General features: G+C 37.5%; 12 protein-coding genes and 2 pseudogenes. 13 read left to right on the top strand and 1 reads right to left on the bottom strand.

All coding sequences use genetic code 11. The features are described 5' to 3' along the window. Positions 1–32: 32 nt before the first annotated feature. On the top strand, positions 33–581 hold the full coding sequence (locus H3Z85_03365; GenBank protein QPQ52525.1) for a hypothetical protein: 549 nt from the start codon (positions 33–35) through the stop codon (positions 579–581). Positions 582–630: 49 nt separating this feature from the next. On the opposite strand, the gene aqpZ is transcribed toward H3Z85_03365, so the two are convergent. Beyond that, positions 631–1,347, bottom strand: coding sequence for an aquaporin Z (gene aqpZ, locus H3Z85_03360; GenBank protein ID QPQ53832.1), 717 nt, complete (start codon positions 1,345–1,347; stop codon positions 631–633). 220 nt (positions 1,348–1,567) lie between these two features. Between aqpZ and H3Z85_03355 the strand changes: the two genes are divergently transcribed. The 12 genes and pseudogenes from H3Z85_03355 to H3Z85_03300 all read left to right on the top strand — a co-directional run bounded on the left by H3Z85_03355 (position 1,568) and on the right by H3Z85_03300 (position 12,181). Continuing rightward, the gene (locus tag H3Z85_03355; GenBank protein ID QPQ52524.1) at positions 1,568–2,188 is read left to right on the top strand and encodes a hypothetical protein; all 621 of its coding nucleotides are present in this window, start codon (positions 1,568–1,570) and stop codon (positions 2,186–2,188) included. A 59-nt stretch (positions 2,189–2,247) separates the two neighbouring features. Continuing rightward, the gene (locus H3Z85_03350; GenBank protein ID QPQ52523.1) at positions 2,248–3,021 is read left to right on the top strand and encodes a hypothetical protein; all 774 of its coding nucleotides are present in this window, start codon (positions 2,248–2,250) and stop codon (positions 3,019–3,021) included. Positions 3,022–3,031: 10 nt separating this feature from the next. Beyond that, positions 3,032–3,654, top strand: a pseudogene (locus H3Z85_03345) (hypothetical protein). A 95-nt stretch (positions 3,655–3,749) separates the two neighbouring features. Then, positions 3,750–4,435, top strand: a pseudogene (locus H3Z85_03340) (histidine kinase). Then, positions 4,404–5,081, top strand: a complete 678-nt coding sequence (locus H3Z85_03335) for a response regulator transcription factor (protein ID QPQ52522.1) — start codon at positions 4,404–4,406, stop codon at positions 5,079–5,081. The pseudogene H3Z85_03340 and the gene H3Z85_03335 overlap by 32 nt, the downstream one beginning before the upstream one ends. A 149-nt stretch (positions 5,082–5,230) precedes the next feature. Next, positions 5,231–6,583: a DUF2235 domain-containing protein gene (locus H3Z85_03330; protein QPQ52521.1), complete on the top strand. Its 1,353-nt coding sequence runs from the start codon at positions 5,231–5,233 to the stop codon at positions 6,581–6,583. Positions 6,584–6,832: 249 nt separating this feature from the next. Next, positions 6,833–7,570, top strand: a complete 738-nt coding sequence (locus H3Z85_03325; GenBank protein ID QPQ52520.1) for a hypothetical protein — start codon at positions 6,833–6,835, stop codon at positions 7,568–7,570. 43 nt (positions 7,571–7,613) lie between these two features. After that, entirely contained in the window at positions 7,614–8,255 is a 642-nt protein-coding gene (locus H3Z85_03320) for a hypothetical protein (GenBank protein QPQ52519.1), read from the top strand. Between the two features lie 6 nt (positions 8,256–8,261). Next, entirely contained in the window at positions 8,262–9,287 is a 1,026-nt protein-coding gene (locus H3Z85_03315; GenBank protein QPQ52518.1) for a hypothetical protein, read from the top strand. A 72-nt stretch (positions 9,288–9,359) separates the two neighbouring features. Next, the gene (locus tag H3Z85_03310; GenBank protein ID QPQ52517.1) at positions 9,360–9,608 is read left to right on the top strand and encodes a hypothetical protein; all 249 of its coding nucleotides are present in this window, start codon (positions 9,360–9,362) and stop codon (positions 9,606–9,608) included. A gap of 138 nt (positions 9,609–9,746) precedes the next feature. After that, on the top strand, positions 9,747–11,678 hold the full coding sequence (locus H3Z85_03305; protein ID QPQ52516.1) for an ABC-F family ATP-binding cassette domain-containing protein: 1,932 nt from the start codon (positions 9,747–9,749) through the stop codon (positions 11,676–11,678). A 146-nt stretch (positions 11,679–11,824) separates the two neighbouring features. After that, positions 11,825–12,181 carry a hypothetical protein gene (locus H3Z85_03300; GenBank protein QPQ52515.1) on the top strand — a complete coding sequence of 119 codons (357 nt, stop codon included), beginning with the start codon at positions 11,825–11,827 and terminating at the stop codon, positions 12,179–12,181. Positions 12,182–12,282: the final 101 nt, after the last annotated feature.

Raw genomic sequence — 12,282 nt, 5'->3', positions numbered from 1 at the left:
AAGATATAAAAATATAATTCCCTTCTGTCAAAATGATTAAAATAGAAGAACTTGTTCATGCATACATTCATACCCACTGCGATTTTGAAAAAGAACTCGTGCTGACGAACTATTTTCAGGCTGACTGGGAAGCAGATATACTGATCATTGACGGAGAAGGAATGAGTCATGAAATCGAAATCAAGCTTTCGAAAAGTGATTTTAAAAATGATTTCAAAAAGTCATATCTCAATAAAGATACAGGAGAAAAATTTCTGAAACACGATAAAATCTCCTGTGGAGATTATGTTTGTAATGCATTCAGCTTTTTACTTCCGATGGGTATGGTAGATGCCGGCATTATTCCTGAACATTGCGGCATTATAGAGTTTTATCATAATGAAGATACCTGGGATACTGAATTCTTCCTGATCCGGCCACCTAAAAACCTTCATCAGGACTCATACTGGAATCTGAACGACAAGGATCTTTTCATCCGGAAGATGGCTCTGAATCTGCTGCAGCGTAAGATGGAGATCAAAGGGAAACACGAAGAGCTTATTTTTAAAAATCCGTTTGATATTATTAAAAAGTCAAAATAAAAAAATCCTGTCGCATGACAGGATTTTATCGTTAATTATTGTTCGTAAATTAATCTGTGATTTCTGCAGTATCTCTCTGAAGTAAGAATTTGTAGATTAAACCACCTACAATTCCTCCCAGAATAGGAGCAGCCCAGAACAACCAAAGTTGTGACATGGCAAGCCCACCTGTGAAAACGGCCTGCGAAAGGGATCTTGCAGGGTTTACAGAAGTATTCGTGATCGGAATAGAGATTAAGTGAATCAAAGTGAGTGCAAGACCGATGGCGATCCCGGCAAACTTACCGTTGGCCCATTTATCAGTAGCTCCCATAATCACAATAAGGAAAAAGGCAGTCAATAAAAACTCTGCAAGGAACGCAGCTCCCATACTGAATGCTTTTCCGTTATATACAGCTTCCCCGTAAAAGTTGGTGGCAAAAGCTCCCGGTTTTGAAAAATCAACAACTCCGGCTCCGTTGAGGATGGTATATAAACATCCTGCAGCAACAAGCGCACCCAGACACTGTGCTACAACGTAAGGGATAAGATCTTTTGCAGGAAATCTTCCTCCTGCCAAAAGCCCGAAAGAAACAGCGGGATTGAAGTGGCCCCCGGAAATATGACCTACCGCGTAAGCCATCGTGAGAACAGTAAGACCAAAGGCCAGGGCAACCCCTAAAAGTCCGATCCCGATGTCAGGAACACCAGCCGCGAAAACAGCACTTCCGCAACCTCCGAAAACAAGCCAAAATGTGCCGAAAAATTCAGCAAAAAGTTTTTTTATCATATTGTTTATTTTTAAAATGTATCTCAAATGTAGAATTTATATCTTAGATTAAAAAGTTAAAACTGAAAAAATATTTCAAAAACAAGAGAACAAAAAATGTTAAATTGATAATTTGGTTTAATGTTTGTTTGGGATTTGGGTAAAGTGTATTATTATCAAAGTTGAAAGAGATAACATAAACGTTTTATCTTTCATTAGTAATTTAAAAGGGTGGTTAATGAGAAAGTTTCTTTGTGTGGTCTTCGTACCTTTTGTTTATACCTTACATCATGCACAGGCAGCCAGAAAAGCTTTTCCCTGCTATGATCTGACTTCTGTTCTGAAGGTAGAGCCGACAGCGCTTTACAAACCGCATCTCGATGCTTCAAAGAGTTTTGGAGTACAGTTACTCAAAGATTCCAAAACTGTACAGAAATATATCAACAACGGGAAATTTCATAAAATAAAAAAAAGCGGCAAAGGGTACCGCATTCAAAAGCTTGATTACAGCAGGGCGTACATGGTATCTAAAGCGAAAACCACACTGGAAAAAATAGCTTCCAAATTCAGTAAGGATACAAAAGGCGGAACATTTACCGTTTCTTCAATGACCAGAACGCTGGAAGATCAGTGCAGGCTGAGAAGAGTCAATTCTAATGCATCATTAGGAATAAGTTCTCACAATTACGGGAATTCTTTTGATATCTCCTATGTCAGATTCAATGATGTTCACAAATACAATCCCAGAATGGAAATAGCGATGGAGAAAGTTTTAAAGCATTATGTAGATGCTGGTAGAATTTATTACATCAAAGAAAAGCAGCAGAGTTGTTATCATATTACTGTGAGAAATTATTAATTAAAATTCTTTCTTGCATAAGATGTGTAGTTTCTATATTTTTATAGAACTAAAAAATCATGACTATGATAACATTAAACAGTGAAGATTTCATGCTGCGAAAAGAAGAGTGCCAGGCAGCAATGGATCAGTGGAGTTTACATCTTGCTCATTTTCCTGAACTTAAACAATTACTTCCTACCAACTACATTTTTGAAATTAACGCCGGTCATCTCGACTGGATGAGGAAGAATAGTAAATATGAAGAGTTTTGTGCTGCAATGGGTGTGTATGATGCACAGGTGATCCTTATTTTGTATCCTATGGATGAGAAAGGATACAGGAAAGATATGGATGAATATCCGTGCACTTTACTTTCTCCTCTTCAGTACGATCTCAGACTCCAGGAAATACAGCAGTATACTGTTGTCAAAAATGCCCTTCTCTCTAAAGATCTTCAAGATATTGATAAGAATGCTGACATGTCTTTTCCGATTTCAAACAAACCGGTTCTTGAACAGGATAAGGCACTGGAAGCTATTGAAAAATGGAGAAATGAAGGGATGGAATGGTTTTATCAGGAATGTACAGATTATAAAGGTGCCAGAATATTTACAAAATTTTATGTTCCTACTGCAGATTTATGTCTTGAAAACGTTGGGCTAAAAAGAATTGTATGTTCTTTTGGGTTGAAATATAATGATATATACGGAAGAATGCTGGTGACCCTTATTTTTATTTCCTTCCTTGAAAATCTTGAAAATACCGGTAGTAGTGCCCTTACAGAGGCCAATACATACGATTGGGCAAAACCGTGTCCGCCGGTGTGCAGAATACCTATGGACGGCTTTTAATATAAAAAGGATGGCTGAAATTTATAAGGCAATTTTATTCCTGAATTATGCGCTGCTTCTATCTGTTATTTTGTGGGGAGTAGCCAAATATAATATACTGAATAATAAAGAAAGGCAGTATTTTTATTGTATTGCTTTTCTTTTTTTTATTGAACTTTTAAATCTTATTCTGCCTTATATTTTCAAATTTAACGATACTTCATTTCTCTATCCTTTATATATTGCAGGCGAGTTTTTTTATTGACCGGTCTATTTATACGGAAGCTCGACTGGCACGGATATTTTCTCGCATGTACCGGAATTCTGGCTACAGGTTTAATGATCTCAAAATATGGTTTCAATTACCCTGCAAATGCCGATATTGCAAAAGTAGTTTCTAATATTATAATCATATGCCTGTCAGGCTTTACCCTGATAAAAGAAATTAAAGATACTTCTGTACAGAACCGTTTTCTATGGGTAGATGCAAGTATCTTTTTCTATTACTCGGTTTCAGTGTTTGTCTTTATCGTTCAGCATCAGATTGCAAACCTGTCCGAAGGTGATTTTTATACAATTCTCAGTGCCAATAATATTCTCTCGAGTATTCTGTACTGCTCATTACTATATATTTTCATCAAATTAAAGAAGTAACTTTAAATATAAACCTGTTAATCCTTATAATTGTTACCATAGCAGTTATCGTATCCTTTATTTTGCTTGCCTACAGAGCTTTCATCAGCAGGATCATTAAAGAGAAAAATGTACAGCATGAGGCTGAAGTTCTTCATCAGAAAAAGCTGGCACTGGAAAGCATCAAGGCTCAGGAGGAAGAAAGAAAAAAATTGCGGTAATGATTCATGATGACCTTGGAAACAGACTCAATATTCTTTCCTTATGGCTCAATAATCTTGATACACAGGGAGATGAATTGATTAAGAAAAATATCCATGATCAGATGTCTGCCCTTATCGATGCTGCAAGAGGGATTTCCCATTCATTATATCCCGTAAACCTTGAATCTGTGGGGTTAGTCTTATATGTAGAAGAGCTTATCACAAACCTTTCCCATAAAATTAATATTTCTCTTCGGGTAATGCCAGGGTATGAAAAAAAAGATCTTTTTGTGGAAGTTCAGCTGTACAGGATTATTCAGGAGTTTACCACCAATGTCATCAGGCATTCTACCGCAACTGATCTCTGGATTTATCTAAAAGATTATTCCCAATATATGGCAGTCGTCATTTCAGATAATGGGCAGGGGTTTGAATATGAAAGGGTGAAAAAAGGCATGGGTATCAAGAATATTGAATCCCGTATAAAATCAATGAATGCTACCCACAAATGGAAAAAAACTTTTTTACATAAAGGAAGTCGTTTAATCATTAAAATACCAACACACAATGAGTTCCCAAATCAAATTAGCCCTGATTGATGATGAACAGCTGATCCTGGAAGGGGTAAAAATGCTGCTGTCGAATGAAAAAAATATATCGGTTCGCCTCACCTCTGATAACGGCCCCGATTTTATTGACCAACTGGAATTGCTTTCAGAAGAAGACTTTCCTGATATTGCACTGGTGGATGTTCAGATGAAACCGATGAATGGTTTTGAGCTGGTAGAAATTCTCAAAGAAAAGTATCCCGACCTTAAAATTATTATTCTCTCTTCCCATTACAAGACTTCTATTCTCGGATATATGGTCAAGTTGGGAGTATCTGCATTCCTCCCTAAAAACTCAAATAAGAAAACATTCATTGATGCCATTACCATGGTTGATAAAAATGGCGTCTTCTTTACTGCAGAAGACCACCAGATGTTATTTACCTATATGAACAGCACAGCCAAGAAAAATTCTCTCTTTGAAACAGAGGATGAGCTGTCTGAACGCGAAAAGGATGTTGTAAAGCTTATCTGTCAGGAGTTTACCAACAATGAAATAGGCGAAAAACTTTTTATAAGCCCCAGAACAGTTGAGAGTCACAGGCAAAGAATACTGGAGAAGATCGGAGCCAAGAATACTGTGGGAATTGTCATATATGCCATTGTCAACAATATTTACTCACTTGAAAAAATATAACCAGATTCCGTAGAAATACGGAATTTTTTATTTGGTACTTTCCACTCTAGTTTAGCTTTCCTTTCTTCTGTTATTTTGAAATGTCTCTCTCAGAGATTATAAAAAAATAAAAACACAGACAGGATTTGTAATAAAAATTAAATAAAAGCATGAATGGCAGCAGAGTGATTTCCATCGGGATTTTCTTTGATGGTACAGGAAATAATGGGGTAAATATTCTTTCACCGGATAAACCGCGGAACAATAATGAAAGCTACTATGGCACCTTCACCAATATCTATAAATTATACAGCTTATTTAACGGAGACGAAAAAGTATACATCGAAGGAATCGGAACTTTAACGGGTAATGAAGATAATAATTTTGCGATGGCAACATGTGCCAATCCACCCTACGGAACCGGATATTCTTCAGATGATAAACTCCGGAAAGCAGACGACTTCGTTCAAAAGATAATCCGCGATACGACAAAAGAATATCACTTTTATATTTATGGATTCGGAAGAGGGGGCATGTTGGTAAGAACTTTCTGTAATCAGCTTTTATCATATTATCCTTTGCAGCAATGCAAGATCAGATTTCTTGGTGTCTTCGATACGGTAGAATCAAAACCTTTTAATACCTATAATCTTAGTTTACCTGATCAGGTGGAGCATGCATTGCATATTTGTGCAGTCAATGAGTGCAGATTCTTTTTCCCTTTGACCGGATTTTTTGAAAATTCTAAAGCAATGCAGGACCAGCAATCCGAAAGTCTGTCAGCAGTATGGAAAGAGATTTTTGTTCCCGGAGCGCATGCCGATATAGGAGGAGGCTATCTGGAAGGACCGCAATCTGTTTATATTTCTACAGATTTTGTGAATGATAATGACTTACAGGATTATATTTCCGATATAAGGAATGCCAAAACAGATGCTGCCGGAAATAAAATATGGGATGACCTGCTTTCCGGATATGAAATTGATAACGGGAAAATTTTCTTCCAGGCTTACTTATGCCGGGATAAGGTCTATAATGACCTGTCAAAAATGTATGGAAAACTGATGATGGACGAGACCAATTCAGTTGCTACAGTTTTTAATACAGATTCTGATATCTATTTTGGTACCGATTATAATAAACATGAATTTCTAAAACGTTTTTATAAGATCCTGCGGGAATATGTACAGGACCTTTCTGCCGGTAAAAAACCGGTGTATGATTTCAAAAAGCTGGCAGATTATATCCATATTTCAGCCAATTTTGGACTCTGCACTGATCAGCTGCTCAGGAGATCACAATACGAAATTAATATTGAACTTATCAATAACGGACTGAACGTTTCCAGCAGTACTTCTGTAGATCAGACGTGTGACAGGAGACTTTCGGTAGAGCTTCATCTTCCCGAAGACAGTTTTGTCGCAGACTTTTTATACGGAACCAGTGTACCAAATAATGACATCTGGATCAGGTCGATTGTAAAGAGCCCTTCAGTGGTAAGCATAAACCCAATCAATAATTAGTGCGGGCACTTTTTTCAGTTTTAAATTTAGGTTAGGGAGCATCTCAAACGATGCTCCCTTTATTTTTGAGTGCTCTAAATCATTGAGTATAAGTACTGAATGGTGAATTTGGTATTTTATACTGTAGTTTTTGTTTTTTTATTCCCGTTACTTTGAATTGTTCATTTGAAGCTTCAAAATAAAATATGAACAGGGCGGATTCTGAAAAGCCTAATCATAAAAAGAGTAAGAATACCAAAGACTAAAAACATGGAAAAGACACTTATCAAAACAGCAGCTACTACAATATTTTCAATTAATTTTGATTTTACATCAAGTGAGCAAAAAGCGATTCTTCAGTACTTACAACAAAACAATTACAAGCTAATGGGGTACAAAGGTGCTTCCGGACCTAATCAGGTTTCTACAGGAGTACCGGCTTGGTTTGCCATTAACTACAGTGATATGTTTGGAGCGGTAGAAATTGATTACGAACCGAAATATAAGGTTTATGTTTTCAATAAGTCAACTATTGGGACCAATACTACTATACAAATGCAGGCATTATCTGATGAAGTGCCTTTAGGAACAGCTGTCGTTTTTCATCAGGACGGTTCTTTCTCCACCAACGGATCAGCTCCGGCAGGAGTAATTACCGTGAAAAATGAAAGAGGAGCAGGTACCCCGAATATTACAATAGGATTAGCTGCAAAAGTAAACGGTCAATATCTGCCATTCTGCGCATTTACATGTACACCACTAGGTTCAGTAAGCATGGAGCCAAACGAGAAAGTGGTTTTATTTGCTGCTCAAACCAATATGACGTCAGGATCTGTAACAGGTAATGCTACAGCTCCGGGATGTAATTTTATATTCAGTGCTCAGAATGTAGCATATGAGTTGCAAATGATTGCAGGAACCTATGGTATCGAAAGTGTACCTGGAACAGCACCAGTAAACCCGGTATCATCAGGAGAGTCATTGACACAGTTATTAAACATTTTCTAAAAATACACATTCCCGAAGGATATTTTTCCTTCGGGATTTTATTATGGATACTACATTAAACATATATTTTGATAAAAACGGAGTCAATTATCTGAATACTACCAATCAGATGGTAGGTATCATAAGGGCTTATCCCGGAGCTGCAGATCTCAGATATATATGTCTGGCATTTGCTCCATTTATTAATAATAATCCGTGTACATTTTCAGACTGCTGGAAAGCGCTGGCGAGTAGAAATCAGCCCCAGAGTATGGAAACATACAAAGAAAATGTTTCCACGGATGCTCAGTACGGGCAGAGATATACCGTCTCCAATATTGGTTTTTATGGTACCCCCGGAATTTGTCCTCCCGATTTGTTAGGAATAGAAAATGCATCTACTTCTGTTTTGTATCCTGGTATTGCTCAGAAAATAAACGGTGTCTTTGGAGTTTGCAACGTAGACACAGCATCTGTCAACACTATTAATTATTTTGATTACAGTGACGAGCTCTGGCTTTTTACCGCTAGTGGTATTTTTTCCAATATGGCCATTGCCTCATCTCTTTTTGTTCCCTCTAATATGCAGAATAGGGGTTTCACCATAAGCAAATACCTTTCTGTCATTTTTCAGGAGGATATGGATGTTTATTTTGATTCACTGAGCAATGTATTCAGAATAGGAAAACTTCCCACAAAAAAATAAAAGGTCATGGAAAATACAAATATTACTACCGAAGATTATCTGTATGCATTAGGACAAAATAATCTGGTGTATAATGATGATTTCCGTTACTTCAGTAATCAGACATCAAAAAACGGCGCGCTTATTTATGGCATTCCCGATGGTTGGTTATACAATGATAACGGAGCAAACGGAAAGATTTCGTTTGATTCAAATTCCGGTCAGTTGGTTATTCTTAAAAGTCAGACTTCAGATGAAATGACCTTTAAGCAGGCCTTGCACGAATTTCCCAGATGGAAACAGATGCTTCCGGGAAAGACAGCTTCCGCTCAGATTGTTTTAAGCTTAAAAGTGAGTGGGGAAGTAACAATGCAGTTATCTGACGGAATGGATTCCAGCTCGGTGACCGTATCTCAAACCGGAGACTATGAATTGAACCTGCGGCATACCATAAATCCGTCAGCTACAAAGCTTATTCTTGGCATTTCTTCAAAAGTTCCCAATGCAGAAATAAGAATTTCCCAATGCTGCACCAATTTAGGTTGGGTGGCACTCAGGAACCTCCCGTGTATCATTCAGGGAGTCATCGGTGAGCGAAGACAATACATTGCTACCGAGTTTGCGCCTGAAGGAGAGTTTTCTCTATGTATGGCACCTATAGAATTGGATGCCAACTATACAAGGCTGAATTCAATTCTTAACTATAGGTTTGGAAAGGGACCGAACGGATTTTCAATGTTGCTGGATATGCGTGGATACTTTAGCCGTGCCTGGAATAACCAGGCCGGAGTAGATATGAATGCTACAGAAAGAAAAGCTCCGGGAACGGGAACGATTACAGGAGACCATGTCAGTACCTTTGAGAATGATATTTTTAAAAAGCATGATCATGGATTGAAATTTTCCACAACAGCGATGATTCCTCCCGGAAACGGACCCACTCCGATGAGTATTATCGACACAAAAAGCAGCTCAAGAACAGATGTTGAAGCCGATGGCCTTGAAACGAGGCCCAAAAATATTGCAGAATTATATACCATAAAGTGGGCATAATGATGAGTGTAGAATTTTTGAGCTCAAAACATCTGGTGTACAATTATTTATTAATCCCAAAAACAAAATATTATGTTAGTTTCAGCATGGCTTAAAAAAGCAAACAAACTTTTAGATACCTGTAACTATGAGATCAGTATTAAAAATGGTAGCAAACCGATTACAATGGCTCAGGCAACTACTTTGAATGAACTGCAAAACGATATAGGACCTCATCACGGGATCAGACAGGTAAAGTACAAAGAGGCTGCAGAAAGCCTTGTAGAAATGATTGCAATGGTAGAAGCAGGCCAAAAAACGCCTCCGCTTATCCAGGGATAAACGCTTAACAAAAATTCATTAGCAATAAACAAACGGCTGCCTATTTTCGGGCAGCTTTTTTTATTTCTGGCCTATTCATTTCTTTTTCCGTATTTTTGCAGCCGAAAATTCATTATTCATTACTAATTATTAATTAAAATGCTTTCTGTTCAAAGTTTAGGATTACATCATTCTGGAAATTATTTGTTTCAAAATGTCAATTTCACCATTAAAAAGGATGATAAAGTAGGTCTTGTAGGTAAAAATGGAGCTGGAAAATCCACTTTATTGAAAATGCTTTCCGGGGAAATTAATTTCTACGAAGGAGAAGTGATAACAGAGGGAAGCGTTACCATTGGTTTCCTGAAACAGGATCTTGATTTTGTGAAAGGAAGAACCGTCTGGAATGAAACCATGCAGGCTTTTGAGCAAATCAATGCCTGGAAAAATGAGCTTGAAGAAGTCAATCACCAAATGGCCACCAGGACAGATTACGAAAGTGATTCCTATACGGATTTAATTAATAAAATGACCGAACTGAATGACCTTTTGATGAATCATGATGCCTACAATCTTGAAGGCGATATGGAAAAGGTCTTATTTGGTTTAGGTTTTAAAGCGGATGATTTTCAGAAAATTACTGATGAATTTTCCGGAGGATGGAGAATGAGAATTGAGCTGGCAAAATTACTTCTTCAAAAGAATGATATCATGCTTCTCGATGAGCCTACCAACCACCTTGATATGGAGTCTATCATCTGGCTGGAAAATTTCCTGAAAGATTACCCGGGTGCGATCGTTCTCGTAAGCCACGATAAGCAGTTTATGACAGCCGTTTGTAACAGGACGTTTGATATCAACAATAAAAAAGTTGATGATTATAAAGCCAATTATACAAAATATCTTGTCATGAGAGAAGATCGCCGTGAAAAACTGATTCAGGCTAAAAAGAATCAGGATGCGGAGATCAAACAAATGGAAGATAATATTAATAAGTTCCGTGCCAGCGCTACAAAAGCATCTTTTGCTCAGTCACTGATCAAGAAACTGGACAAAATAGAACGTATTGAAGTCGATAATGAAGATGTTTCCAAATTCAATATCCGTTTCGTACAGTCTATGGTTCCCGGAAAAGTAATTTTTGAAGCGGAGAATTTAGGTAAAGCCTACGGTTCAAAACAAATCTTTGATGATGTGGATTTCATTGTTCAGAGAGGAGACAGAATTGCCCTTCTAGGTCAGAACGGACAAGGAAAAACAACGCTGGCTAAAATTCTGGCCGGAGATATTAAAGATTATTCAGGAAGCTGGAATCTTGGACATAACGTAAACATCGGGTACTTTGCCCAGAACCAGGAGGAAGTACTGACCCCTAATAAAACAGTTCTTGAAGAAGCAGAAGATGCTGCTACAGAAGAAACCAGACCTAGAGTAAGAGATTTGTTAGGATCTTTCTTATTCCAGGGAGATGCTGTTTCTAAAAAAACAAAAGTACTTTCCGGAGGAGAGAGAAACCGTCTTGCGCTTTGTAAACTATTGCTTCGTCCTTTCAATACCCTGATCATGGACGAACCTACCAACCACCTTGATATTCAGTCTAAAGAAATTATCAAGCTGGCTTTACAGAATTTTGAAGGGACGCTGATTGTGATTTCTCACGACAGAGAATTCCTTCAGGGACTTTGTGATAAAATCTACGAATTCCGTGACGGAAAAATGAAAGAATTCCTCGGAGACATCAATGAGTATCTGGAATACAGACAAAAGGAGACGATCAGGGAAATCTCGGCAGAGAAAGCCAAGCTTCACAATGAAGACGTAAAACCTGAACCTAAGAAAGCAGAAGAAAAACCTGCTGTCAGTGCTGGTCAGGCATCCGTTATTGTGAGCAAAGAGCAAAAAAATATTCAGAATAAAATTAAAAAAGTTGAAGAGAAAATTTCCGAACTGGAAACCAATATAGAGGCAATGGAAGCTTCTTTCACCAGGGAAAACCCTTCGGACGAAACTTTGGAAAAATATAACAAAGCCAAAGAAGAGCTGGATAACGCCCTCCAGGAATGGGAATATCTGGGAACTCAACTTGATTAAATGACAATATAAATGCTTCATAAACTAAAAATTATGAAGCATTTTTTGTAACGGAATCTTCTTCATTCCTACATATTATCAATAATCATAAAGTAATTTAATGAAAGTTTAAGGAAACAATTAAATTATTTTCATAATTTTGAACCATGATTTTTAAAGAAAGCAGAAACCTAAAGAGTTTTATCTCCAAGCTGTTGTTTGGAGTGTACTTCCTCGCGCTGCTTTCTCAAAGCTTTCACCATCACGATTCTGTAGACTATTTTAAGGCCTTCAATCTTAAAAAAACAGAAAATACAATGACGAAAGCTGCTACTAAAGAGAAAGCTGGCGACTGTCTGGCCTGCCACTTTTTGGTAACCGGACACACCCTCGCTCCTGAAGATTTCAGCTTAACTCTTGAGCATTATACCCAGGAAGTAAAGCAAATCATCACGATTCAGGAGAAAATCTGGTCTCAGACCAAATTCACTTTCCAACTTCGGGGACCTCCCGCAATTTCTTAATCGATAGATTCTCAAAGGGTTTAAAGTTTTTATACTTTTAAGTTCAGTTTTTTTATTTTCAATGTTTAATTCCTTTGGAAAAAAGGTAGCGCACGATTGGT

Origin of the sequence: Chryseobacterium indologenes, from assembly GCA_016025055.1 — a bacterium.
GTDB classification, from domain to species: domain Bacteria; phylum Bacteroidota; class Bacteroidia; order Flavobacteriales; family Weeksellaceae; genus Chryseobacterium; species Chryseobacterium indologenes.
This window is presented reverse-complemented; position numbering and strand designations above follow the sequence as displayed.

What these genes read in the sequence shown, in the direction of transcription:
- H3Z85_03335 (QPQ52522.1), top strand. Translation starts at nt 4,404, where the DNA reads ATGAGTTCCCAAATCAAATTAGCCCTGATTGATGATGAACAGCTGATC.
- H3Z85_03300 (QPQ52515.1), top strand. Translation starts at nt 11,825, where the DNA reads ATGATTTTTAAAGAAAGCAGAAACCTAAAGAGTTTTATCTCCAAGCTG.
- H3Z85_03320 (QPQ52519.1), top strand. Translation starts at nt 7,614, where the DNA reads ATGGATACTACATTAAACATATATTTTGATAAAAACGGAGTCAATTAT.
- H3Z85_03330 (QPQ52521.1), top strand. Translation starts at nt 5,231, where the DNA reads ATGAATGGCAGCAGAGTGATTTCCATCGGGATTTTCTTTGATGGTACA.
- H3Z85_03305 (QPQ52516.1), top strand. Translation starts at nt 9,747, where the DNA reads ATGCTTTCTGTTCAAAGTTTAGGATTACATCATTCTGGAAATTATTTG.
- H3Z85_03355 (QPQ52524.1), top strand. Translation starts at nt 1,568, where the DNA reads ATGAGAAAGTTTCTTTGTGTGGTCTTCGTACCTTTTGTTTATACCTTA.
- H3Z85_03310 (QPQ52517.1), top strand. Translation starts at nt 9,360, where the DNA reads ATGTTAGTTTCAGCATGGCTTAAAAAAGCAAACAAACTTTTAGATACC.
- H3Z85_03325 (QPQ52520.1), top strand. Translation starts at nt 6,833, where the DNA reads ATGGAAAAGACACTTATCAAAACAGCAGCTACTACAATATTTTCAATT.
- H3Z85_03350 (QPQ52523.1), top strand. Translation starts at nt 2,248, where the DNA reads ATGACTATGATAACATTAAACAGTGAAGATTTCATGCTGCGAAAAGAA.
- H3Z85_03365 (QPQ52525.1), top strand. Translation starts at nt 33, where the DNA reads ATGATTAAAATAGAAGAACTTGTTCATGCATACATTCATACCCACTGC.
- H3Z85_03315 (QPQ52518.1), top strand. Translation starts at nt 8,262, where the DNA reads ATGGAAAATACAAATATTACTACCGAAGATTATCTGTATGCATTAGGA.